This window comes from Bradyrhizobium sp. SZCCHNS2022, from assembly GCF_032377575.1.
GTDB lineage: Bacteria > Pseudomonadota > Alphaproteobacteria > Rhizobiales > Xanthobacteraceae > Bradyrhizobium > Bradyrhizobium aeschynomenes.
Genome location: NZ_JAUHHZ010000001.1, coordinates 3,328,516 through 3,352,693, shown reverse-complemented (window position 1 = coordinate 3,352,693; position 24,178 = coordinate 3,328,516). Strand labels below are relative to the sequence as shown.

At 65.6% G+C, this 24,178-nt stretch carries 21 protein-coding genes; 10 read left to right on the top strand and 11 right to left on the bottom strand.

Features of this window, described 5'->3' with window-relative positions; genetic code table 11:
• Positions 1-131 precede the first annotated feature (131 nt).
• From QXZ94_RS14950 to QXZ94_RS14935, 4 genes are all read right to left on the bottom strand, one after another.
• Positions 132-518, bottom strand: coding sequence for a hypothetical protein (locus QXZ94_RS14950; protein WP_315721042.1), 387 nt, complete (start codon positions 516-518; stop codon positions 132-134).
• Positions 519-732: 214 nt separating this feature from the next.
• Positions 733-1,218 carry a hypothetical protein gene (locus QXZ94_RS14945; protein ID WP_315721041.1) on the bottom strand — a complete coding sequence of 162 codons (486 nt, stop codon included), beginning with the start codon at positions 1,216-1,218 and terminating at the stop codon, positions 733-735.
• A gap of 57 nt (positions 1,219-1,275) precedes the next feature.
• Positions 1,276-1,674, bottom strand: a complete 399-nt coding sequence (gene flgJ, locus QXZ94_RS14940; RefSeq protein WP_315721040.1) for a flagellar assembly peptidoglycan hydrolase FlgJ — start codon at positions 1,672-1,674, stop codon at positions 1,276-1,278.
• Positions 1,674-2,798, bottom strand: a complete 1,125-nt coding sequence (locus tag QXZ94_RS14935) for a flagellar basal body P-ring protein FlgI (protein ID WP_172134694.1) — start codon at positions 2,796-2,798, stop codon at positions 1,674-1,676. Before QXZ94_RS14935 ends, flgJ begins: the two co-directional genes overlap by 1 nt.
• 270 nt (positions 2,799-3,068) lie before the next feature.
• Here QXZ94_RS14935 and QXZ94_RS14930 point away from each other — a divergent pair, with 270 nt between their 5' ends.
• Positions 3,069-3,482, top strand: coding sequence for a flagellar assembly protein FliX (locus QXZ94_RS14930; RefSeq protein ID WP_315721039.1), 414 nt, complete (start codon positions 3,069-3,071; stop codon positions 3,480-3,482).
• 14 nt (positions 3,483-3,496) lie between these two features.
• On the opposite strand, the gene QXZ94_RS14925 is transcribed toward QXZ94_RS14930, so the two are convergent.
• Positions 3,497-3,871: a helix-turn-helix domain-containing protein gene (locus QXZ94_RS14925; protein WP_315721038.1), complete on the bottom strand. Its 375-nt coding sequence runs from the start codon at positions 3,869-3,871 to the stop codon at positions 3,497-3,499.
• A gap of 144 nt (positions 3,872-4,015) precedes the next feature.
• Here QXZ94_RS14925 and QXZ94_RS14920 point away from each other — a divergent pair, with 144 nt between their 5' ends.
• From QXZ94_RS14920 to QXZ94_RS14905, 4 genes are all read left to right on the top strand, one after another.
• Positions 4,016-4,627 (top strand): NAD(P)-dependent oxidoreductase, encoded by a 612-nt coding sequence (locus QXZ94_RS14920; protein WP_315721037.1) that lies wholly within the window; start codon positions 4,016-4,018, stop codon positions 4,625-4,627.
• Positions 4,628-4,855: 228 nt separating this feature from the next.
• On the top strand, positions 4,856-5,221 hold the full coding sequence (gene dksA, locus QXZ94_RS14915; RefSeq protein WP_172114412.1) for an RNA polymerase-binding protein DksA: 366 nt from the start codon (positions 4,856-4,858) through the stop codon (positions 5,219-5,221).
• Between the two features lie 234 nt (positions 5,222-5,455).
• The gene (locus QXZ94_RS14910; protein ID WP_315721036.1) at positions 5,456-7,552 is read left to right on the top strand and encodes a sensor histidine kinase; all 2,097 of its coding nucleotides are present in this window, start codon (positions 5,456-5,458) and stop codon (positions 7,550-7,552) included.
• Positions 7,553-7,890: 338 nt separating this feature from the next.
• Complete coding sequence (locus QXZ94_RS14905) at positions 7,891-8,682, top strand: 2-keto-4-pentenoate hydratase (RefSeq protein WP_315721035.1); 792 nt, start codon at positions 7,891-7,893, stop codon at positions 8,680-8,682.
• Between the two features lie 308 nt (positions 8,683-8,990).
• On the opposite strand, the gene QXZ94_RS14900 is transcribed toward QXZ94_RS14905, so the two are convergent.
• The 5 genes from QXZ94_RS14900 to flgF all read right to left on the bottom strand — a co-directional run bounded on the left by QXZ94_RS14900 (position 8,991) and on the right by flgF (position 14,117).
• The gene (locus tag QXZ94_RS14900; RefSeq protein WP_315721034.1) at positions 8,991-10,181 is read right to left on the bottom strand and encodes a hypothetical protein; all 1,191 of its coding nucleotides are present in this window, start codon (positions 10,179-10,181) and stop codon (positions 8,991-8,993) included.
• Between the two features lie 485 nt (positions 10,182-10,666).
• Positions 10,667-11,446, bottom strand: a complete 780-nt coding sequence (gene flgH / locus QXZ94_RS14895; protein WP_315721033.1) for a flagellar basal body L-ring protein FlgH — start codon at positions 11,444-11,446, stop codon at positions 10,667-10,669.
• 5 nt (positions 11,447-11,451) lie between these two features.
• Complete coding sequence (gene flgA, locus QXZ94_RS14890; RefSeq protein ID WP_315721032.1) at positions 11,452-12,513, bottom strand: flagellar basal body P-ring formation chaperone FlgA; 1,062 nt, start codon at positions 12,511-12,513, stop codon at positions 11,452-11,454.
• 22 nt (positions 12,514-12,535) lie between these two features.
• The gene (gene flgG / locus QXZ94_RS14885) at positions 12,536-13,324 is read right to left on the bottom strand and encodes a flagellar basal-body rod protein FlgG (RefSeq protein ID WP_172114406.1); all 789 of its coding nucleotides are present in this window, start codon (positions 13,322-13,324) and stop codon (positions 12,536-12,538) included.
• A gap of 28 nt (positions 13,325-13,352) precedes the next feature.
• Entirely contained in the window at positions 13,353-14,117 is a 765-nt protein-coding gene (flgF, locus tag QXZ94_RS14880) for a flagellar basal-body rod protein FlgF (RefSeq protein ID WP_172134699.1), read from the bottom strand.
• A gap of 377 nt (positions 14,118-14,494) precedes the next feature.
• Here flgF and fliL point away from each other — a divergent pair, with 377 nt between their 5' ends.
• From fliL to QXZ94_RS14855, 5 genes are all read left to right on the top strand, one after another.
• Entirely contained in the window at positions 14,495-14,989 is a 495-nt protein-coding gene (gene fliL / locus QXZ94_RS14875; protein WP_315721031.1) for a flagellar basal body-associated protein FliL, read from the top strand.
• 20 nt (positions 14,990-15,009) lie between these two features.
• Entirely contained in the window at positions 15,010-16,212 is a 1,203-nt protein-coding gene (gene fliM, locus QXZ94_RS14870) for a flagellar motor switch protein FliM (RefSeq protein WP_315721030.1), read from the top strand.
• Positions 16,209-16,688 (top strand): DUF6468 domain-containing protein, encoded by a 480-nt coding sequence (locus QXZ94_RS14865; protein WP_315721029.1) that lies wholly within the window; start codon positions 16,209-16,211, stop codon positions 16,686-16,688. The genes fliM and QXZ94_RS14865 overlap by 4 nt, the downstream gene beginning before the upstream one ends.
• Complete coding sequence (locus QXZ94_RS14860; protein ID WP_172114401.1) at positions 16,685-17,455, top strand: MotE family protein; 771 nt, start codon at positions 16,685-16,687, stop codon at positions 17,453-17,455. The genes QXZ94_RS14865 and QXZ94_RS14860 overlap by 4 nt, the downstream gene beginning before the upstream one ends.
• 104 nt (positions 17,456-17,559) lie before the next feature.
• Positions 17,560-21,333: a tetratricopeptide repeat protein gene (locus QXZ94_RS14855; protein ID WP_315721028.1), complete on the top strand. Its 3,774-nt coding sequence runs from the start codon at positions 17,560-17,562 to the stop codon at positions 21,331-21,333.
• Positions 21,334-21,457: 124 nt separating this feature from the next.
• Here the strand turns inward: QXZ94_RS14855 and QXZ94_RS14850 are convergent, their stop codons facing one another.
• On the bottom strand, positions 21,458-23,515 hold the full coding sequence (locus QXZ94_RS14850) for a PQQ-dependent dehydrogenase, methanol/ethanol family (protein WP_315721027.1): 2,058 nt from the start codon (positions 23,513-23,515) through the stop codon (positions 21,458-21,460).
• Positions 23,516-24,178 lie beyond the last annotated feature (663 nt).

Genomic DNA, 24,178 nt, shown 5'->3' with positions numbered 1-24,178 from the left:
CGGAGCAGGGCGCATCGGGCCAGACCGGCCTCGACGCCGCCAACGCCACGCAGAGCAGCTGATCTTTCCAATGCTGAGAACCGCCGCGGCGGCCGGCCGGGGCGGCTGGACGTCGATCGTCGGCGATGCGATCAGGCCGTGCGATCGGTGGGCATCACGCGCGGCGCGTCTTCCTTCTGCAGATCCTTCTGCAGGTCGAGCGTGTTGAAGTAGGCGCGGCGACGCAGCACGGCTTCATCCGGATACTGCGCCACGACCTGGTCGGTCCTGCGGTTCACCACCTGAAACACGAGCGCTGCGGCCGCGCGGTCGTAATAGGCCTGATGCGAGACCGACAAGTCGTTCGCGGCCCTGAGCTGGACGTCGTTGCGCACGGGGGCGCCGGCCTCGGCCGCGGTCACGGTCTGGCTCGGAGGAAGGTCCGTCGGCACAGCGTTCACCACCGCCTGGCTCGACGGTTGAATGATCGGAACAGACGCTGGCGCGCCGACCGGTCTCACGCTGAAATCGGAACTCATGGCAGCCTCCTCATGGCCATCGAGTCAATTCCCAACCCATCCCGCTTGCAACTATGCCGATCACCAATCAACGTTATGTTAGGAAATAGGATGAACGGCGCGTTGTGATTCGCCGGGGCCTTTTAAGCTTGTTCGAACGTTAAACGGCGAGCGCCGCGCGACCCTTTCGGGCGGCGCGGCTCTGGAGAACCGATTCCTGTGCCAGGCTGAGGGCTCAGAGCGTTCGGCTGACGGCGAGCGGGGTCAGATGGCGGCTGCCCGGGGCGGCGCGGTGGCCGCCCGACGTATAGGTGCTCGGGATGTTCCTGCGCTGAACCTCGGCATTGACCCCTCGCACGATCTTCTCCGAGACCGCATGCGCCGTTGCCAGGACCGTCAGGTTGACCTGCAGCATCGCCCGGAACGTGTCGTGGTGACGGTGCAGGCTGGCAAGCAGCTCCGGCGCAGTCTGCTTCATGAACGCCTGGCTGGCCTTGAGGCGGCCCACCGTCGTGACGTAGTGGCGCGAGAGTTCGGTCTTCCTTGGTCCGAACGCCATGCCCTCGCGCAACTTGCCGGCGCGGACCAGCTCGGTCTCCTGCTCGATGACTGCAATCAGCTCGCTCATGACGCTGACCATCTCGTCAGCGAGCGCGCGCGCCTCCGCCGCGCTGGCGGCAGCCGTGTAGGTCGTGTTTCTCGCCTGGCCCTGTGCGGTCATCTCTTTACTCCTGTCGGCGTGGGGCGGTGCGGACCCCCGCGATGTCTACGCTTACGGTTACGCTTTGCCGTTGCCGGCACTGCTGCCGGCAGTGCTGCTCTTGGCCTGCTGAAGGATCAGGGTGCGGAAGACGTCGTTGGAAATGCCGACGCCGCCGGCCTTGGCGAAGTTCTTCGAATATTCCTCGGTCAGCATCGAGCGCCAGACGCCGGTGCCGGGCGTGTTGCCGAACGGACCATCGCCCTTCACACCATTGGTCATCTGCGAGAACATCGAGTTCAGGAACATGGCCTCGAAATCGGTCGCGGTCGCCTTGGCCTTGGCCTGGGCCTTGGGAGACACCTTGGTGAGGGCCTCCGCGAGGTCCAGATCGGTGCGCGGCGCGGCTGCGGCCGTCGCGTGGGGCGTGCTGAGCGGAACCCGGCCGGCGTAGGAGTCGACGAAGGACGTGGCCATTACATCACCTCGATGTCGGCTTCGATGGCGCCGGCGGCCTTGATCGCCTGCAGGATGCTGATCAGGTCGCGCGGGCCGATGCCGAGGCCGTTGAGGCCGTCGACCAGCTGCTGCAGCGACACGCCGTCACGGACGATCGCGAACTTCTTGCCGTCCTCGGTGACGCCGACGCTGGTGCGCGGCGTGACCACGGTCCGCCCCCGCGACAGCGGATTGGGCTGGCTGACCTGCGGGCTCTCCGAGATCGTGACCGTGAGGTTGCCCTGGGCGACGGCCACGGTGGCGACGCGGACATCGCGGCCCATGACGATGATGCCGGAGCGCTCGTCGATGACGATCTTCGCGGCCAGATCCGGATCGACCTGGAGCTGCTCGATCTCGGTCAGGAAGGCGACGACATTGCCCTTGAACTCCGATGGGACGCTCAGTTGCACCGTCGACGGATCGATCGGCTCGGCGGTCTTGACGCCGAGGAAATCGTTGATGGCCGCGGCGATGCGCTTGGCGGTGGTGAAATCGGCGTTGCGCAGGGCCAGCCGCACGTTCGGCAGCCGGTTCAAGGCGAACTCGATCTCGCGCTCGATGATGGCGCCGTTGGCGATGCGGCCGACCGTCGGCACGCCGCGCACGATCTTGGCGGCCTCGCCCTCGGCCTGGAAGCCGGAGATCGCCAGGGAGCCCTGCGCCACCGCATAGACGTTGCCGTCGGCGCCGAGCAGGGGGGTGACGAGCAGGGTGCCGCCCTGCAGGTTCTTGGCGTCGCCGAGCGCGGACACCGTGACGTCCATGCGCGTGCCCTGCGTCGCGAAGGGCGGCAGATTGCCGGTGACCATGACGGCGGCGACGTTGCCGGTGCGGATGGTGGCGCCGCGGATGTTGACGCCCATGCGCTCGAGCATGGCCTGCAGCGACTGCTTGGTGAACGGGATGTTGTTGAGCGTATCGCCGGTGCCGTTCAGGCCGACCACGAGGCCGTAGCCGATCAGCTGGTTCTGGCGCACGCCTTCGATATTGGCGAGATCCTTGATCCGCGACGTCGCATGCGCGGGCATGACAATAGAGGCCAGCGCCAGCATGGCGGCGCAAGCGGCCTGAAACAGGCGCGTAAGTCGGACGCGTCGCATCCTATGCTCCCCTCGAACTCTGCAAGTGATCACTTGGCCACTCCCATGACCGCACGATCGGCATTAACTATGCGAGGGCCGTGCCAGGGTGATGCTCCCGGCTAACTCATTGAAAGAGTATGAAATCGATCGCGGGCTTTGTTGCGAACCAGGGTTACTCCGGAGGAACGAAGCTGCCGCCCCGGCAGAATTTGCCGGGCCATTTACGCACCGTTAACCACGACGCGGCCAATCTCCGCTCCGACACGCAGAGCTTGCGGGGAGCCACCGATGCGCATCTATGGACCGAACGGCACGACGCTCAACACGTCGACCAGCTCCACGCGAAAGACCTCGTCCGGCGGCTTCAAGCTGCCCGACGTCGGCACCACGCAAGAGACGCGCGCGACGCTGGCGCCGAAGCAGACCGCCAACATCGACGCGCTGCTGGCGCTGCAGGGCATCGAGGAGGATCCGGCCGAACGCCGCAAGCGCTCGGTCCAGCGCGGCAAGCGCGCGCTGGACGTGCTCGACGATCTCAAGCTCTCGCTGCTGTCCGGCAAGCTCGACACCGCGATGGCGCTGCGGCTGCGCGATGCGGCGGCCGACCTGAAGCAGACGTCCGGCGAGCCGGGACTGGATGCGATCCTGTCCGAGATCGAGCTGCGGGTCGAGGTCGAGCTCGCCAAGGCGGGGCAGGGCTGAACCGGATCGGGCGCTCAGGCGGCCTTCGAGGGCGCCTGCGCATCATAGCGCCGTTGCGCGGCGGTGACGTCCTTCAGATGCCGCTCCGCCCAGTCACGGAGCGGATCGACCGCCGCGGCGAGCGTCAGTCCCAGTGGCGTGATCGAATATTCGACCGTGACCGGCACGGTGGCGATCGCGCGCCGCCGCACCAGACCGTCGCGTTCCAGGCTCTTCAACACCTGCGAGAGCATCTTCTGCGAGATGCCTTCAATGGCACGGCGCAACTGATTGAAGCGCAAGGGCTCGTTGCGCAGCAGGATCAGGATCAGCACGGCCCATTTGTCGCCGACGCGATCGAGGATTCTTCGCGTGGGACAGTCGGCCGAATAGACGTTCGGGGCTCGCATCGGTTACTCCGGCGTGACCAGGTGATCTCAAAGTGCGCTCTTAACACCAGCATTCGTTTCGCTATCTAGTCACTATCGGATACCAAGAGGGTCTCGTCCAGAGGCCCGATCCGAGCCAATGATCGCAAACGATGGAGTTGCAGCATGAAGATCGCCGTCGCCGGCGCGTCCGGCCGTGCCGGGTCGCGCATTACCGTCGAGCTGGCCAATCGCGGCCATCAGGTCACCGGCATTGCCCGGCATCCGGACAAGATCGAGAAGCACGCCAACGTCACCGCCGTGCAGGGCGATGCCAACGACCGCGCCGCGCTGGCGAAGTTGTGGGCCGGCCACGAGGTCGCGATCAGCTCGATCCATTTTTCGGCGAGTGACGTCGAGGCGCTGATCGGGGCGGCGAAAGATTCCGGCGTATCTCGTTACCTCGTTGTCGGCGGCGCCGGCTCGCTCGAGGTCGCGCCGGGTGTGCGGCTGGTGACGACGCCGGGCTTTCCGGCGGCCTACAAGGCCGAAGCGGAGAAGGGCGCCGCGTTCCTGGATCGGCTGCGCCAGGAGAAGGAGCTCGACTGGACCTTCCTGTCGCCCTCGGCCATGATCGATTTTGGCGCCAGGACGGGCAAGTTCCGGCTCGGAACGGACCAGCTGCTGGTCGATGCCGACGGCAAGAGCTTCATCACCTTCGAGGACTTCGCGGTCGCAATGGCCGACGAAATCGAGCGTCCGGCGCACCGCCGGGCCCGTTTCACGGTCGGTTATTGAGGCAGTCCCTGGCGCCCCCGCCGTCCGGTCGCGATTTTGGCTGGACAACGGCCTGATGGCGGGGCGCCCGTGTCGATGGAAATATTGTCTGTCACAAGAGGCCGCTATATAACGCGGCCGCGAACGGGCGTATTCCGTCCGCCGGTGCCGAAACCGGCGCCAGCACGTACAGATGGGCTGACCTTGGAAAAGTTGAAGAACTACAAACCTTCCGAAAAAGAGCCTTTCATGAACGAACGCCAGCGCGAGTACTTTCGCGCCAAGCTGCTGGCATGGAAGGAGGAGATCCTGCGCGAATCGAAGCTCACCCTGCAGGCTCTGCAGGAGGAGAACGTCAACCATCCCGACCTCGCCGACCGGGCGTCGTCGGAGACCGACCGGGCGATCGAGCTTCGCGCCCGTGACCGCCAGCGCAAGTTGATCTCCAAGATCGACGCGGCGCTCCAGCGCATCGAAGACAACACCTACGGCTATTGCGAGGAGACCGGTGAGCCGATTTCGCTGAAGCGGCTCGAGGCCCGTCCGATCGCGACGCTGTCGGTGGAGGCGCAGGAACGCCACGAGAAGCGCGAGAAGGTCTATCGCGACGAGTAGGTCGCGATGCTGACATGACCAGCCTTGCGGCCGCCTGCCGGGTGCGGCCGCAGGCCCGAGCGACGGCTGAGTTCGCGCCTCCCTGCAGCGCGAAGGTAGCTGCATTCTCGCGTTGTCATCCCCCTCGCGTGGACCGGTTTATCGGGACAAGCCAGGAACTTTTTGGCGCTCACGGAATTGGAGTGGGTTCCGTGTTGGAACACGCCGTGGGGGATCATGCGCGCGCAGGAACCAATGCCGACGGGCTCGCTCGGCGGCGTGCTCGTCACGCTGCAGCGCTCGTATGGCGTTCTCAGCATCAAGGGACGCCTGCTTCTGCTTGCGGGCATCCTGTTCCTGCCCTGCGTCGGGCTGATTGCCTATGTCATCATCTCGATGGCGCAGTCCGCGGATGCCTCGATCCGGCGGGGCCTGTCTTACGCAGCCCAGACGATCTCCGGAGCTGTCGACGCCGAGCTTCGGCGCTACATCGCGCTGGCGGAGGTGCTGGCAAAGTCACCCGATCTCGCCGCAGACGATCTCGACCAGTTCGAGTCCGAGGCGCGCCGGGTCGGGCTGGTGAGCGGCGATGCCTGGATCATTGTTTCCGACCCCAGCGGCCGGCTGCTGCTCAACACCCTGGCGGCGTCCGGCAAGCCGCTCGGCGAGCGCACCCCGCAGGGCCAGCGCTCGCAGGATCTTGCGTTCAAGCTGGGCCGGCCGCAGGTCTCCGACATCTTCACCGGCCCCAATTCCGGCGAATGGGTGGCGACGGTCGATATCCCCGTCTTCAAGGACGGCATGCCGTTCCGCTGTTTGTCGATCGCGATGCCCGCGGCCAACTACACGCGGCTGCTCGCCCAGCAGCAGCTGCCGGCCGACTGGCTGGTCGGCATCATGGATGGCAGCGGCCGGTACATCTCACGCATCCCGAAGAACGCGACCTCGACGGGGCAGCCCGCGTCGGCCGGCTGGCGGGCGAGCGCCAAGGTCGCCGGCATTGCGGAGTTTCCCTCGATCGAAGGCGATCGCGTCATCAACGCCAATGCGCATCCTCAGCTGAGCGACTGGACCGTCGGCGTCGGCATCAAGCAGGGCGTGTTCGCCCAGGCGATCTCCTCGACGGTCCAGACCGCCACGATCGCGGCCACGACGATCTGCGCGCTGGCGCTGCTGCTTGCGGCCGGCATCGGCCGCAGCATTGCCCGGCCCCTCGACGGCATCGCAATCAAGAGCTCCACGCCCGGCGCGGCCGCTCCGTCCGATCCTCCGGAGGTGCGGGCGCTGAATGCACGACTTGCCGCCGCCGCCCGGGCTCAGGCCGAGAGCGCGCGCATCATCCAGGACAATTTCAGGCTGCTCGCCAAGGCCAGGGACGACTCCTCGCGCACCGCCGAGCAGCTCAAGCTCGCGGCCAAATATGGGCGGCTCGGGACGTTCTCCTGGGACGGCAACTCGAACACCAGCCAATGGTCCGATGAGATCGAGGAGCTCTATGGGCTGCAGCCCGGAACCTTCCCAGGGACCTATGACGCCTGGCTGGCGCTGGTGCATCCCGAGGATCGGGCCCGCGCCGACCGGGACAACAAGCAGGCGCTGATCACCGGCGAGCTCAATTCGGAATGGCGGGTGCCGCTGCCGGACGGCTCGATCCGCTGGATCGAGGCGCGGGCGCGCCTGTTGCGCGGCGAGGGCGGCAGCGACCCGCAGATGATCGGCGTCAATATCGACGTCACCGCCGCCAAGGAGGCGGACCGCAAGCGCGAATTGCTGGTCCATGAGCTCGCCCATCGCGTGAAGAACAGCCTCGCGGTGGTGCAGTCGCTGGCCCACCAGCTGCTGCCGCGGCACGATGTCAAGGTTCGCGACTTCACATCGCGGCTGCACGCGCTGGCCACGGTTCACACCAGCCTCGCGGAGAACGACTGGCAGGGTGCCGATCTCGCTTCGCTGGTCACCAGCCAGGTGGCGCCGTTCGCCGGCGCGCCCGATCAGCTGTTGCTCAGCGGTCCGGCTATCCTGGTCCCGGTCGAGTTGACCACGCAGCTCGCGCTCGTCATCCACGAGATGGCCTGTAATGCCAGCAAGTACGGCGCGCTGACGACGCCGAGCGGTCGCGTCGAGGTCTCCTGGTCGCTCGGGCCCGACGCGTTGCACGTCCGCTGGCAGGAGAGCGGCGGTCCGCCGGCCCGCGAGCCTCCGGTGGTCGGCTTCGGCAGCCGCCTGTTGACCCGCACCGTGAGGCATCTGCAACGCACCTTTTCCGAAGGGGGCCTGATCTGTCAGTTCGAGCTGCCGTGGCTTGAGACGCGCAGTCCGGGAGCCGACGCAACCCTCAGCGAAGCGAAGTAGCCGCGCGGCCAGTCTTGCCTCCCCGACCGCGCAATTTCGCGACGTCGAACCGCTGCTCGGGCTGCGCCGTGCTGTCTCCCGTGGCGTATGGCGGCTGCTCGGCTGGAATCCGCGACCGAATGATGAGATCATCGTCGCGACGGCCGGGAGCCTGCTGATGTGGCGGCTGCTGCGGCCGTGGTTGAAGTAGCTTCCGAACGACCGGGGGCGCGCTTCAAGCGCGGCGCGAGCTCCCGCGATACGAGATCGGTGGCCGTCAAAAGCGATTGAGTAACAGGTGGTTAACCATAAGTTTTGAGAGGCCGCTTCGAGCGGCTCGCAGCGGGAGTTGAACGACCATGGGAGCAGACGAGGTCCTGGCTGCCGCGCAATTGATCGTAGGCGCCCGCCGCGCGAGGACGCCGCTGGCGGCGCTGCCGGCTCACCTTCAGCCGAAGGATGAAGCGGCCGGTTATGAGATCCAGCATGAGGTTCACTGGCTGCTCGCCGAGCATGCCGGCGATTTCGCCGGCTACAAGATCGGCTGCACCAGCAAGGTGATGCAGGATTACATTGGCATTCCGCATCCTTGCGCCGGCGGGGTGTTTGCAGGGGGCGTGCATGCCTCGGGCGTCGCACTGCGCGCGGCCGATTTCATTCGCGTCGGCGTCGAGTGCGAGATCGCGGTGCGGCTGGCAAAGGACCTGCTGCCACTGGACGCGCCCTTCACCATCGCCCATGTCGGCGACGCGATTGGCGACTGCCACGCGGCGATCGAGATCGTCGACGACCGTTACGTGCAATGGGAGACCATGGGCGCCCCGACCCTGGTGGCAGACGACTTCTTTGCCGCAGGGTGCGTGCTGGGGCCTGCCGTCCCGCGCGATGCGGCCGGGGACCTCGCCGCCGTGCAGGGCCGCGCCTTCGTGAACGGGGCTCTGGCGGGGCAGGGCACCGGCGCGGACGTGCTCGGCCACCCGCTGCACGCGCTCGCTTGGCTTGCCAATCATCTTGCCGCGCGCGGCGACGGGCTCGAGGCCGGGCAACTGGTGCTGACCGGCAGCCTCGTCAAGACGATCTGGCTCAAGCCGGGTGACCGGGTGCGGATGGAGCTGGATGGGCTGGGCGTCGTCGAGGCGGCGATCGTGTGATCTCGTCCTCAAAAGGGTGATGCCTCGCCCGACGGTCGGTTGGCAAGCTCGCCGATCGAGCCAGCGCCATGCGCAGGAGCCGTCCGGCGGGCTGTCGGCAAGCGTTGTGGACGTTGTGCAATACCGTGCGATCCCGGACGCCGGATGGATGCCAATCCGCACGCTCTGAAAGGTGGTTCGGCCCAGATCCGGCCCGAGCGGTGATTTGCCAGTTTGGACGGTAGGGTGCTCCCCTGGACCTGCGGCGGGCGACGTCCGACCGGCGATGACCGGTGGGACGTCGGATCCGTAGCAATGCCGGACCGATCTCAGGCGTTCAGTCCACTTCTCATCGCATCCGCGAACTGTTTCAGGGTGTAGGCACTGGGGATCTCGTCGGCCTTCCAGAGAAAACCGCCGGCCAGCGGGTGACGTTTGCTCCAATACGCAAACTTCTCCTGGGCCTTCTCAGGTGTCTCCGCGCCGTAATTGATGCCGACGCCGGGAAAGACAAAGCTCTCCGCATGGAAGCCAGGCGCCATCTTCCGTTCGATGGCATCGACCCAATCTTGGGGGTTGTTGCCTCCCCCGCCAGAGTAGCACTGCAGGTTGAATTCCGCGACGATCTGAGGATCCCGTTCGTGAACCTCCTGCAGGCTGTCGCACCAGAAACTCGGATCGGTGTAGGTGCAGAAAGTGACCTGGTAGCCGAGCACACCCAGCATGCGGCTGAATGCGACAGTCGTTGGCGTATCGTAGAGGCTCTCATTGTCGAGATCGATGCCGTCGACTGCAGGCATGGCAGCCTTGAGAGCGCGGAAGTTTTCGTAGAGCGGGGTGCCGGGTCCTGTCTGTGGCTCGCCGGGGCCGTCGGCCCAGATCAAATTCTGAATGTTGCTGAAGGTGCCCTCACCCCAGAGCGAGAACAGAAGTCGTCTGACCGAAGATGTCGGGCCCTTGAGCGCGTGAAGGCGTTCGGCCCATTTGAGGTCGCCGACATACTTGCCGCCTTTGACGACCATTCCCTCGTTGAAGATGCTGCCGTCGGCCTCGACGTGAAACGCCCAGGCGATCACCGTGTTGAAGTTCGACGACATCAGCGGCTCGATCCCTCCCGACGACTGATAGAACGGGCCGGGAACATAGATCGCCAGCGTCTTGTACGCGTTCTTGAGAATGCCGTTGTCGTTCCACAGATCCGCAGCCGGCACATGGGTCAGATCGAAGGTGGCATCGATGTAGCTGCCATCGATCTTTTCGGCCCGGCAGGACAACGTCACGTGAATATCCTTGCAGGTGAGCTTGTAGCTTCCTGCCGGAATGAAGCCTGTCGGAGGGGCGCTCCCCGGGGCCGGCTTGAGAACCCCGTTTTCATTGAGAAGCTGAACGTCTTCAGCGTTTGTCAGATCGAAGCTCGCCGGGACCCAATTGTCTCCGGCCGACCAGGCCTGGCAGGTCAGCTTCACGGTGATCTGGAAACATGAGCGAACGTAACTTCCGTTCGGAATAAAACTGCCCATTGTCTTCACCATTCGTTTGAGAGGAAAAATTGCGTGCATGAAAAGCAGGCGACTCGGTTCGGGAAAGGCCGTAAGTGTGAACGGCTGCTTTCCCGACGCCAGAAGTCTTCAGGGCCAGAGCTGATGATCGCGTTTCGAACGGTCGAGCAACTCAACTCTTGAATGACTAAATTGCGAGCGACGTCGGCTCGAAACGAACACGGCCTCCGGCAGGGGAGCTACCGGAGGCCGCGTATACATCACCCGCCGCGCCTAGGTTCGCATTGGGCAATGTGGGAGCTCGTTTCAGGAAGAAGGGCGGCGGCTGCGGGCCCCGTGATCTCGGGGCGTGAACTCGCGCTCGGCCAATCCTCGTCCGACCCTCCTGAAGTCAGGAGGGATTTTTGTCGCGTCTCGTCGTCCTCGTTTTCGGTTGCCGACTTGCTCGCCGGCGGCTTGGTGGAGCGACCGGGCGGGGCTCCGCCCGGTGCCTCATGGTGTTCGCCTTAGAACGGCAGCAGGATGTCCATGACCTGCTGGCCGTAGCGCGGCTGCTGGACGTCCATGATCTGGCCGCGGCCGCCGTAGGAGATGCGGGCCTGGGCGATCTTGGAGCTCTCGATGGTGTTGTCGCTCTGGATGTCCTCGGGCCGCACGATGCCGGCCACGATCAGCTCGCGGATCTCGTAGTTGACGCGGATCTCCTGCTTGCCCTCGACGACCAGATTTCCGTTCGGCAGCACCTGCGTCACGACGGCGGCGACGTTGGTCTGCAACGTCTCCTGGCGCTGGATGGAGCCCTTGCCGTCCGAAGACGAGGTGCCGTCGGCGGTCAGGATGCGGCCGGGCAGCACCTTCAGCGCCTGGGTGCCGAGCGTCTTGGAGCCGATGAAGTCGGTGATGCCCGAATCCTCCTTGTTGGTGCGGCTGCGCTGGGTCTCGTTGGCGAAATTGGCCTGGTCGGAGATGCTCACCGTGACCGTGAGGATGTCGCCGACCTGGTGCGCGCGCTGGTCCTTGAAGAAGGCGCGCGAGCCGTTGCGCCACAGCGAGTTCGGCGCGTAGGACACGGCTTCGGGCTTGGGCATCGGCATCTGCACCGGCTTGTAGCCGGGCTGGGTGGTCGGATTGTCGATCTCCGTCAGCTTCGGCTTTTCGCCGAGCTGCGACAGGCGATCGATCGAGGAGCATCCGCCGGCCACTGACAGCACCGCGAAGGAGACCGTGACCAGCGCGATCCGCCGCAGGCTTGAGCCACCCTGACCATCGAACTTGAACTTGGACATGAAACTTACTCGGCTTTCGGGGTGGCGGAGGTGGGAAGACGGCTGGCGACGGAGACGGGCGCCGAGATTTCGGCCTCGGAGGTCTGCGCAGGCTTGGCGACGGCGATGTCGACGGAGACCTGGCCGCGACCCGAGACGCGGCCGGTCACGGTGCGCTTGGACTGCAGATTGAGCACGCTGACGACGTCGCCCTCGGTGCCGGATTCCAGCGCCTTGCCGCGCGTGGTGAGATAGATGCCGGCGGTCTGATAGATCAGCGTGACGGCCTGGTCGCGTTGCACGAGGTCCGGCTTGGCGAGATCGGTGGCCTTCAGCGGCTGGCCGGCGCGGACCGGCCGGCGCATCTGCATGCCCACCGCCAGCTCGCGCGAGGCGGGCTCGGCGCCGCCGAGGTCGGCACGCGGCCGCCGCTCGGTCTGCAGGTCGCCGGATCGGATCATCTCGTTGCGATCCATGTTGCGGGTCAGCACCACGGCCTCGACGGTCTCGATCGCCGTGCCGGTGTAGCGCAGCTTGGTCGGGCTCGTTCCGTTGGCATGGCCGAGCTCGAAGCTGATGTCGAAGCGGCCGCTGCGCGGATCGAAGCGGACATTGGTCGGCGCCAGCGTGCCCGATGTGGACGCGTCGAATTTCAGGTCCTGCACCGGCTGGTCGAAGCTGACGTTGAGGCTGGCGGCGTCGCCGAGCCCGTTGCGGTGGTCGAGCGCCTGGGCCACGGCGGCGCTGATCTCCTTGGCATCGATGGCGCGAGCGAGCCGCGTCACCGCGACCTCCTTGATGTCGCGAACATCGACGCCGATGACCTGGTGGCTGCGCAGCGCCGCGACCACCTGCGCCGCCGGCAGCACGCCGGTGGTGCCGAGATCGGGCGCGCGGTAGACGGCCACGTTGGCCGCGACGCCGGCATTCTCGATCAGGTCGCCGACGCGCACGATCTCGCCGGTGACGTTGACGGCTGCGCGCAGCACGGGCGCCTTGATCTGGTCGTCGGCCTCGCCGGCGAAGGCCGACAGCGCGGTCGAGGCGAGCAGGGCGGCTGCAAGCAGGAAGGGACGGGTGCGGGTCATCGTCGTGATCTCCCCTCGGGCCTCAGCGGAACAGCGCGGTCGTGGACTGCATCATCTGGTCGGCGGCGGAGATGACCTTGGCGTTCATCTCATAGGCGCGCTGGGCGGCGATCAGCTCGCTCATCTCGCTGACGACATCGACGTTGGCCTGCTCGAGGCTGCCCTGGGTGATGCTGCCATAACCTTCCTGGTTGGCGACGCCATCCTGCGGCGCGCCGGAGGAGGGCGTGTCGGTGAACTGGTTGTTGCCGACCGGCTGCAGGCCGGCCTTGTTGATGAAGCGGGTGACCTGGATCTGGCCGATGATGTTCGAGGTGGTCGAGCCCGGCAGCGTCACCGAGACCTGGCCCTGGGCGTTGACCGTGATGCCCGAGGCGTTGTTCGGGATCGTGATGGTCGGCTGCACCGGGTTGCCCTGGGCGGTGACGATGCGGCCCTGATTGTCCATCTGGAAGGTGCCGTCGCGGGTGTACTGATAGGTGCCGTCCGGCATCAGGACCTTGAAGAAGCCCTCGCCCGAGATCGCCAGGTCGAGATCGTTGCCGGTCTGCGACAGCGTGCCTTGCGTCATCGAGCGCGGCGTGCCGACGGTCTTGACGCCGCCGCCGATGTCGATGCCGACCGGCAGGATCGTGCCCTGGTCCGAGGACTGCGCGCCGACCCGGCGCATGTGCTCGTAGATCAGGTCCTGGAATGCCGCCGTCTGCTTCTTGAAGCCGGTCGTGCGGAGGTTGGCGATGTTGTTGGAGATCACCTGAACGTTGAGTTCCTGTGCCGCCATTCCGGTCGCAGCGGTATGAAGCGCCTGCATGTCACGTCTCCTTCAAAGTCTGTCGTGGTCAGGCCGGAACGTCGGCGAGTTTCTCGATCGCGCTCTTGCGCAGGTCGCTCTGGACCTGGAGCATGTTGGCGACCTGGGTGTAGGCACGCATCACTTCGACCATCTTGCTCATCTCGCCGACCGCGCTCACGTTCGACTTCTCGATGTAGCCCTGCTGCACGGTGGACTTGATGTCCTGCTGCGGGATGGCGCCGCCGACGGCGGCGTAGAGGTTGTTGCCCTGCTTCTGCGCCTGTTGCGGGTCGGCGAAGTTGACGAGGCGCAGCTTGCCGCGGATCGAGTCGGTGCGGTTGACGCCTTCGACCACGGTGACGGTGCCGTCGGGCGAGATGTTGATGTCGTGGTCGGTCGGCTGGAACACGATCGGACCGCCGGTGCCGAGCACCAGGTCACCTGCGGCCGTGACGAGCTGGCCGAGATTGTTCATGTGCAGGTTGCCGTCGCGGGTGTAGCGCTCGCCGGCTGCGGTCTGCACCGTCAGGAAGCCGTCTCCCGTGACGGCGACGTCGAGCGCATTGCCGGTGCGCTGCATCGAGCCCTGCGAGAAGTCGCGATAGGTGCCGCGGTCCTGGACGTAGGCGACCTTGCGGGCGGCGCCCGGAAAATTGTCTTCATGCGCGCCGGAGGAGAGATACTCCTCGAACAGCTGCTGATCGGCCTTGAAGCCGTTGGTGTTGACGTTGGCAACGTTGTTGGCAACGACGTCGAGTTGTCGCTCCAGCACCATCTGCCGCGACAATCCGATGAGAAGCGCATTCTCCACCGGTCGATCTCCCCTCTTAACGAATCCCGCAGCCGATGCCTCTCCCAAGGCGGTCTGAAGCGGGTCTTCTGTGAACCGTTCGGCTCTCCCAAGCCGGCGGGTTCGCAAGGGGTACAGCGAAAGCCGTGCCAACTCGAAAACTGTACCGATATCAATGGTTTGAATTTTCGATCGGGTCCCAAACACCCGGCAACAACGTCTCGCTAACCATAATTGCCCGGCAAGATTTTCCCACCTCCCCAACAAAAGAAAGCTTCCGTTAACCATTGTTACCGTAGCGTTGCCTCAACGAAGCGCAGATGCGCTGGGAGCGTTAGTTTCGCGTCATCAAGCTTTCTGGCGGCATCGGTTCGACTGTCCTAGAGGATCCGAAGGCCATGGCTGAGAATGAAGGCGGAGCGGGCGAAGGCGAGGAGCAACTCGGCTCGCCGAAGAGCAAGCTCAAGCTGATCATCATGGTCGTCGGTGCGCTGGCGCTGCTCGGAGTCGGCGGCGCGGCCTATTTCTTCTTCTTCAGCCACAAGGCCGATGAGCATCACGCCGAGGCGGCGCCGCCGCCGAAGCCGCCGGCCTTCGTCGAGGTGCCGGACCTGCTGGTCAACCTGGTCGGCAATCCCGGTGACCGCGTCCAATATCTGAAAGTGAAGATCGTGCTCGAGGTGAAGGAGGAGAAGCAGGTCGAGGCGATCAAGCCGACCCTGCCGCGCGTCACCGACATCTTCCAGACCTATTTGCGCGAGCTCCGGCCGAGCGACCTCAACGGCTCGGCGGGCCTGTTCCGGCTCAAGGAGGAGCTCACCAAGCGGGTCAACGTCGCGCTGGCGCCCAACCAGGTCAACGCGGTGTTGTTCAAGGAAATCGTGGTCCAGTAAGGCAAAGAAGCTCAGAGATCATGGCGGGCAACGATCAAGTCGACCAAGATGCGATAGCCGCGCAATGGGAGGCCTCGCTCGATTCGGAGGATCCCGCAGAGGCCGCGGAAGCCGCAGCAGCCAATGAACTCACGGAATCGATGGCCCTGCAATGGGCCGCGATGGTCGAGGATGGCAGCCGCGATTTCGGCGCCACCAAGAACGGCGGCGAGCGGGTGCTGTCGCAGGAGGAGATCGACAATCTCCTCGGCTTCACCGCCGGCGAGGTCAGCCTCGACGACCATTCCGGCATTCGCGCCATCATCGATTCGGCGATGGTGTCCTACGAGCGTCTGCCGATGCTCGAAATCGTCTTCGACCGCCTGGTGCGGCTGATGACGACCTCCTTGCGCAACTTCACCTCCGACAACGTCGAAGTCTCGCTCGACCGCATCACCTCGGTCCGCTTCGGCGACTACATGAACTCGATTCCGCTTCCGGCCGTGCTCAGCGTGTTCAAGGCGGAGGAGTGGGAGAATTTCGGGCTCGCCACCGTCGATTCCACGCTGATCTATTCGATCATCGACGTGCTGCTCGGCGGCCGCCGCGGCAACACCCAGCTGCGCGTCGAGGGCCGCCCCTACACGACCATCGAGACCAACCTGGTCAAGCGCCTGATCGAGGTGGTGCTGGCCGATGCGGAACAGGCTTTCCGGCCGCTCTCGCCGGTGCGCTTCACGATCGACCGGCTCGAGACCAACCCGCGTTTCGCCGCGATCAGCCGGCCCGCCAATGCCGCGATCCTCGTGAAACTCCGGATCGACATGGAGGACCGCGGCGGCAATATCGAGTTGTTGCTGCCTTATGCGACCATCGAGCCGATCCGGCCCGTGCTGTTGCAGATGTTCATGGGTGAGAAGTTCGGCCGCGATCCCGTCTGGGAAGGCCACTTCGCCACCGAGATTACCAAGGCCGAGATCGCCGTCGACGCCGTGCTCTACGAGGCCGACGTGCCGCTGAAGCAGCTGATGAAGCTGAAGGTCGGCGACACCCTGCCGCTCGACATCAGGCCCGATGCGCTGGTCGCGGTCCGCTGCGGCAGCACCATGCTGACGGAAGGACGCATGGGTCGCGTCGGCGACCGCGTCGCGATCCGTGTCACCAAGAATTTGCGCAAGCCGAATACGACGCTCGCGATGTTCGAAGGCTCCGAAGGCCAGAACAAGTTGATGGAGGCCCAATGAACCACTCCCTCGGATTGATCATCGAAAGCCTGGTGGCGGTCCTTCTGGTGCTGACCATCGGCTATTGCATGCTGCTGAATTCCAGGCTGAAGCGGCTGAAGGCCGACGAGCATTCGTTGAAGGCCGTGATCGCGGAGCTGATCACCGCGACCGAGATCGCCGAGCGTGCGATCGGCGGCCTCAAGCTCGCGGTGCGCGACGTCAACGACAATCTCGGCAATCAGCTCGCCGCGGCGACGCAGATGTCCGATCAGCTCAGGAAGCAGCTCGCCGAGAGCGATGGCGTGGTGCGCCGGCTGTCGCGGATCGCGAGCGCTGCGCGGCCCATCACCTCGCCTGACGCCGTGCCCGAGCCGGCGGCCGCGCCTGCGCCGGCCGCGACGGCCGAGCCGGTGCGCGTCTCCGGCGCCAAGGCGGTTGCCGCCGCGGCCCAGGCATTCTCTGAACGTCGAAGGACCGGTGGCCTTGCCGCATGAATGCGTTCCGTAACATCCGCGTCATTCCCGTCGTCCTGATCGCGGTGGCTTGCCTCGCGGTCCTGAAGGTGGCCGGCCTCGTGATCGATGGCGGCTACGTGTTCGACTATGATCCGCAATCCTCGAAGCGGTCCTGGGCCCAGGAGAACCTCGGCTATCCGGGACGCGAGGACAATGACATCGTTACCGGCTCGACCCACGGCGCGCCGAAGGAGAAGAAGGAGGAGGCGCCGAAGCCTGCCGCTCCCGACACCAAACCCGACGGCATCGTGATCAAGCCGGAGGAGAACCAGCAGCAGGTCTCCCCGGCGGAGAAGGCAATCCTCGAGCGGTTGCAGTCGCGCCGCCAGGAGCTCGAGGCGCGCCAGCGCGAGATCGACATCCGCGAGAGCCTGTTGCGCGCCGCCGAGCAGCGCATCCAGTCCAAGACCGAGGAGATGAAGGCGATCGAGGGCCGTATCTCCGGCGCGCAAGCCGCCAAGGCCGAAGCCGACAACGCCCGCTTCAAGAGCATCGTCACCATGTACGAGGGCATGAAGCCGAAGGACGCCGCCAAGGTGTTCGACCGGCTCGACATGTCCGTCCTGATCGAGATCGCCTCGCAGATCGCGCCGCGGAAAATGTCCGACATTCTCGGCCTGATGACGCCGGAGGCGGCCGAGCGCCTCACCGTCGAGCTCGCCCGCCGGGCTGGCGCCGACAGGCCGGAAGCCAGCGCCGAGCTGCCGAAGATCGAGGGCAAGATCGTGCCTGTGAAAAGCAATTGAGCCGCATGTTTAATGCCCCCTTAAACGCCGGATCCTAGACTTCCGGCGTGGCGGGGCAGGCGTATCCGTCAAGTCAGCGGATATCGAACTGGAAGCTTGTGACCATGGCGCGCACGTCTCCCATAGGATTGCGGTCGCAGGCCCGCGCGCGCATCCGCGCCGGCCTGGCCCTGCTGTCGGCCATCGTGATCGGGCTGATGCTGTCGACGGTCGCCGCCGGCGCCGCGCCGGTGCCGGGCGAGGCCAGCCTGTCCGCCCAGAACGGCTATGCCCGTCTGGTGCTGAAATTCTCCGAGGATGTCGGGGCCGACGTGACCACCGCCGGCTCGATCCTGCTGATCAGGTTCGATCGTCCCGCCAACGTGCCGATCGACCGCTGGGTCGACGCGGCGCCCGACTACATCTCCTCGGCGCGCGGCGATCCCGACGGCTCGGCGCTCCGGCTGTCGTTGTCGCGCAAGGTGCGAGTCAACACCATGACGGCCGGCGAGCGCGTCTTCATCGACCTGCTGCCGGACAGCTGGACCGGAGCGCCGCCGCCGCTGCCGGCCGAGGTCGTGCGCGAGCTCGCCGAGCGCGCCCGCGCCGCCGAGAAGGCGCTGCGGCTGCAGCGCGCCGAGGCGGAGTCGAAGAAGCGGCCGCCGATTCGCGTGCGCGCGCTGGTGCAGCCGACCTTCGTGCGGTTCGTGTTCGAGATTCCCGACGGCGTCGGCATCTCTTCGGTGATGAACGACCAGAAGATGTCGCTGTTCTTCAACGCGCCGCTCAACTTCGATCTCGCCGACGCCAAGATCGTGTCGCCGCCGAACGTTGCCGCGATCAACCAGCGCATCGACGGCAGCAAGACCGTGGTCGAGATCGGCATGATCGGCGAGGTTGACGTCCGCGCCTTCCGCGAGGAGAAGAACTACAACGTCGACATCGCCTATGTGCAGCCCGACAAGAAGGTCGCCGCGGTCTCCTCGGACACGCTGCCGGGCGCCAAGGCGGCCGCCGCCGACAAGTCCAGCGGCGACAAGCCCAATGGCGAGAAGCCAAAGCAGGCTGCGCAGCCCGAGATCGTGCCGCCGACCTCCGAGACCATCGCCAAGGAGATGAAGGCGGAGGCCAAGCCCGCGGTCGCTGCTCCAGCGACCGAGCCCGCAGCCGAGCCGGCACCCGCGGTTGCGAGCAAGGCGGAAGCCGCTCCCGAGCCTGCCAAGCTCGAGGCTGCCAAGCCCGAGGCAGCCAAGCTTGAGGCGGCGAGGCCTGAGCCTGCCAAGTCTGAGCCTGCCAAGTCCGAGCCGACCAAGTCTGAGCCGGCCAAATCCGACGTTGTGAAGTCGGAGGCCGCCAAGGCCGAAGCTCCGAAGATGGAAGTGGCCAAGCCCGACATGGCCGATGCACCCAAGGCGATGGAGAAGCCGGCGGAGAAGCCTGCGACCGGTGCCGCGACGCTCGAGGCGCTGCGCGACAGCGAGGGCCTGCGGCTGACCTTCGGCTTCGGCCAGGTCACGCCCGCCGCGCTGTTCCGCCGAGGCGACACGGTGTGGATGGTGTTCGATTCGACCAAGCCCGTCGACGTCGAGCCGATCAGGGCCAAGGGCGGCGCGATCATCGGCGAGGTCAACCGGGTCGCGCTCGACAAGGGCCAGGCGATCCGCATCCGCCTCAACCGGCCGCAGATGCATTCGCTCGGTAGCGACGATGGCGGCCGCAGCTGGACCTTGTCCTTCGCCGACAAGGGCCAGACCAATCAGCAGCCGCTGATGGTGATGCGCAACGTCACCGATCCCGCGCTCGCCAACGTCATGGTGCCGCTCGCCAACCCCGGAGCCGGGATGCTGCATCGCCTGACCGATCCCGACGCCGGCGATACGCTGCTGGTGGTGACGGCGCCGCCGCCGATCCGCGGCTTCATCAAGCGGCAGGATTTCGTCGATTTGTCGCTGCTGGATTCCATTCACGGCATCGCGGTGCGTCCGAACTCCGACGACGTTGCCGTCGAGATCGCGCCCGACAAGGTGATCCTGGGTCGGCCGGGCGGGCTGACGCTGTCCTCGATCGGCTTCTCGCCGGAACGTGCGCCGACCGCGGTCAGGCCGATGTTCGACATCGACGAATGGCAGCAGAACCAGACGCAGCCTTTCGTGCCGCGCGAGGACCTGCTGATCAGGACGGCGGCCAATGCCGAGCCGGAGCGGCGTGCCCAGGCGCGCCTTGCGCTGGCGCGCTTCTACATGGCGCGCGGCATGTATCCCGAGGCGCGCGGCATCACCAATCTGATGATCTCGGACGACGATCCGCGCACCGACGAGACGGCGATGCTGATGATCCACGCCGTCGCCAGCATCCTGATGGGACGTCCGGACCAGGGGCTGAAGGATCTCGCCAACTCCTCGATCGGCAACAATTTCGACTCGCAGATGTGGAAGGGACTCGCGTTTGCACGGCAGGGCAAGTTTGCCGACGCACGCGAGAAGCTGAAGAACGTCGAATTCGCCATCGCCTCGCTGCCGCTCGACCTGCAGCGGATCGTGACATTGGATGCGATGAAGTCCTCGCTCGAGATCAAGGATTTCGCCGGCGCCGCCAAGCGCCGCGCCGAGCTCGAGGTGATCGGCGTGCCCGCGGACATGAAGCCCGATGTCGCCGTGCTGCGCGGCCGGCTCGCCGAGGCCATGGCGCAGGAGAAGGATGCGCTGGACGATTATAGATTCGCGATCGACTCGAACGATCGCCCGGCCGCCGCGGAAGCCAAGCTGTTCGAGATCAAGCTCCTGCAGAAGCGCGGCGAGATCAAGCCGGCCGATGCGTTGAAGGAGCTGGAGACCTTGCAGGCGACCTGGCGCGGCGACGCCATCGAGGTGCAAACCCTGCAGATGATGTCGCAGCTCTACGAGGAGGCGGGCCGTTACGCCGACTCGCTCGAAGCCGCGCGGATGGCGACCCGTCTGATGCCGAATTCGGACGTGGCGCGGCAGGCGCAGGATGCCGCGCAGCGGCTGTTCTCGCAGCTGTTCCTCGGCGGCAAGGCCGACGAGCTGCCGCCGGTCGACGCGCTCAGCATCTTCTACGGCTTTCGCGAGCTGACCCCGATCGGGCGGCGCGGCGACGAGATGATCCGCAAGCTCGCCGACCGCCTGGTCGGCATCGACCTGCTCGACCAGGCCGCCGAGCTCTTGCAGTACCAGGTCGACCATCGCCTCGAAGGCGCCGCGCGCGCCCAGGTCGCAGCCCGCCTCGCCATGGTGTACCTCACCAACCGCAAGCCGGACCGTGCCATCGAGGCGCTGCGCACCACCCGCATCGCCGATCTCTCCGGCGAATTGCGCCAGCAGCGGCTGCTGCTGGAGGCGCGTGCCAACAGCGATATCGGACGCCACGATCTCGGCCTCGACATCATCACCAATGTGGCGGGGCGCGAGGCGATCCGGCTGCGCTCCGACATCTACTGGGCGTCACGGCGCTGGCGTGAGGCCTCGGAGCAGATCGAACTGTATTACGGCGACCGCTGGCGCGATTTCCGTCCGCTCAATCCGTCCGAGCGCGGCGACATCCTGCGTGCCGTTGTCGGCTATGCGCTGGCGGACGATGCGATCGGCCTCGCCCGCTTCCGCGAGAAATACGCACCGCTGATGACCGGCGAGGCCGACAAGCTCGCCTTCGACGTCGCCAGCAAGCCGGCCAGCGGATCGAGCGCGGAGTTCGCCCAGATCGCCAAGATGGCGGCGGGTGTCGATACGCTCGACGGCTTCCTGCGCGACATGAAGGCGCGGTTCCCCGACGCCACCGGCAAGGGCCCGGATGCCGGCAAGGATGCCGCCAAGCCCGGCCTCGAATCCACCGGCTCCCTGCCGCGCATCCAGGGCGTCAAGCAGGCGATCGCGGGCCGCTGATACAGCGCCGCACAGCCGGAGAACGCCGGCCGGCATGACCGGAGCCCGATCCGGGCCCCGGTCACGTCGGCATTGGTCACTTCGGCGATTCAGGCCTGGATGTCAGCCTGAGGAAGACTCCCGGCTACTTCTTCGGCCTGATCGCGTCGGCCGTCGCCTGGATGAAGGCCTGGATCTTCACGACATCCTCCTCCTTCAGCTTGCCGGTGAAATCAGGCATGCCGCGGTCGCGGAACGGTCCGTTGAAGACGATGTCCTTCAGCTTGGTGATCTCCTCGGCCGGCACGTAGCCGAGATTACGGATGTTGCCGCCACGATCGACGCCGGGCACGCCATGGCAGGTGGCGCAGGCGGCAATGTAGAGCGCGGTGCCCTCGGGCACATCCTTCGGGTCGTACTTCACGCCCTGCAGCAGGCCCTCGGTCTGGTACTTCACGAACTCCGGCAGTTTCGCCTTGGCGCCGACCGCGAAGGTGTAGACGGTGCCGGGCGTGCGCAGCTCGGTGGCGCGGGCGGCAAGGCCGTAGACGCCGCCCCAGCCGACCGCGATCGAGACATATTGCACGCCGTCGATCATGTAGGTCGACGGCGCGGCCACGACGCCGGTGCCCGTCGGCGTCTCCCACAGCATCTTGCCGTTGCGCGCGTCATAGGCGACGAAGCGGCCGTCCGCGGTGCCCTGGAACACGAGATTGCCGGCCGTCGTCAGCGTGCCGCCGTTCCACGGGGAGGCGTGCTCGATCCGCCAGACTTCCTTCTGCTGCACCGGATCCCACGCGAGCAGGCGCCCGAACGCCGGCGCCTTCGGCGGCGTCGCGTTCAGCATGAAGCCGAGATTCCAGGCCGTGACGCCGCCGAACTTGCCCGGCGTGGGCGCGTTGTTGACGAAGTTTTTCTCCGGCGTGAGATTCACCGGGATGTTCTGCGCCGGCAGATAGACGAGGCCGGTCTGCGGATTGAACGACATCGGGTGCCAGTTATGCGCACCATAGGGGCCCGGAATGGAGTCGTAGGGATCATCGCCGCGCGCGGCGGGCACCTCAATCGGACGGCCATTGGCATCATAGCCGGTTGCCCAGTTCACATCGACGAAGTTCTTGGCCGAGATGAACTTGCCGTTGGTGCGGTCGATCACGAAGAAGAAGCCGTTCTTCGGCGCATGCAGGATCACCTTGCGCGGCGCGCCGTCGATGGTGATGTCGGCCAGGATCATCGGCTGGGTCGAGGTGTAGTCCCAGTGATCGCCGGGCGTCTCCTGATAGTGCCAGATGTATTTGCCGGTCTCGGCGTTCAGCGCCACGATGGAGGCGAGATAGAGGTTGTCGCCGCCGGACGGGCTGCGGATCTTGCGATTCCACGGCGCGCCGTTGCCGGTGCCGAGATAGACCATGTTGAGGTCGGGGTCGTAGGTGATCGTATCCCATGGCGTGCCGCCACCGCCATTGATCCAGTATTTGGTCGAGGGATCCCAGGTCTTCGCCGCCGCGGCCATCGACTCGTCCTCGAACGGCTTCGACGGATCGCCGGGGATGGTGAACCAGCGCCACAGCTGGTTGCCGGTCTCGGTGTCATAGGCGGTGATGTAGCCGCGCGCGCCATACTCCGCGCCGCCCTGGCCGATCACCACCTTGCCGTTGAACGCGCGCGGCGCACCGGTGATGGTGTAGGAGTGCTCGTGATCGATCAGCGTGTCCTTTTCCCAGACCTTCTGGCCGGTCGCGGCATCGAGCGCGATCAGCCGCCCGTCATAGGCACCGATGAACACCTTGCCCTTGTAGACGGCGACGCCGCGATTGACGACGTCGCAGCAGCCCTTGTAGCCGATCTCGCGCTTGACTCCGGGATCGAAGGTCCAGATCTTCTTGCCAGTGCGGGCATCGATCGCATGCACGACGCTCCACGATGCCGTCTGATACATGATGCCGTCGACCACGACTGGCGTCGCCTCGATGCCGCGCTCGGATTCGAGATTATAGCTCCAGGCGAGTCCGAGATCCTTGACGTTGTCGGTGTTGATCTTGTCGAGCTTGCTGAAGCGCGTCTCGCCATAGTCGAGGCCGATGGTCGGCCAATCCTTTGACGTCGCGGCATTGGCCTTGATCATCGCGCTGTCGACGGCGGACATCGTCGCCTTGATGCGATCCGGCGTCAATTCCTCGGCTGTCGTACCGCCCGCGCTCATTGCGAGCGCCACGCAAAGAATGGCAGCCGCGCGAACAGCGGACCGAACTCTTGCTCGATGTACACCTTGTCTGACTTCCATATCGTTCCTCCCTGGATCTCTGTCGGATCCTTCTTGCATCGTAGGGGCGGATGAAAGTGAGCGTCAAGAAACGGAACCGACAAAGTCGCCGCTGCAGCGACCACAACAACTAATTGTCCTCGTTTGATAGTTGTCCCGTCCAATTCTTCCTGCAGCGCCGTGGACAATTTCCCGATCTGACCGCGAGTTCTGTCCCGAAGCGCCGTCACACATTTCAGGGTTCACACACCACGCGTCGCGAACTACGCTTCGTGCATTCATCATCTTTCCAGGATCCACCTTCGTCTCCGGCTTCCCAAGGGCCGGAGACTTTCTTTTGACAGGGGCGCAGTGCCGCGCTTGCGGCGAGCGGATCAGCCTCTCGCCGGCGCGACCCGGCTCGCTGCGACGATTCCTCGTCGGTCAATCTCGGTGACGATCCGCTCGCTGAGGAGCCGGCGGCAGGCGAGCATCTCGAAGGGCGAGCCTCGAACTGTGGCCTCATGGTTCGAGACGCGCCTGCGGCGCTCCTCACCATGAGGTCTTGGCACTCAAGGGTGGGGGGCTGCACACCGACCATGAACGCGCCAATCGGCGCGTTCA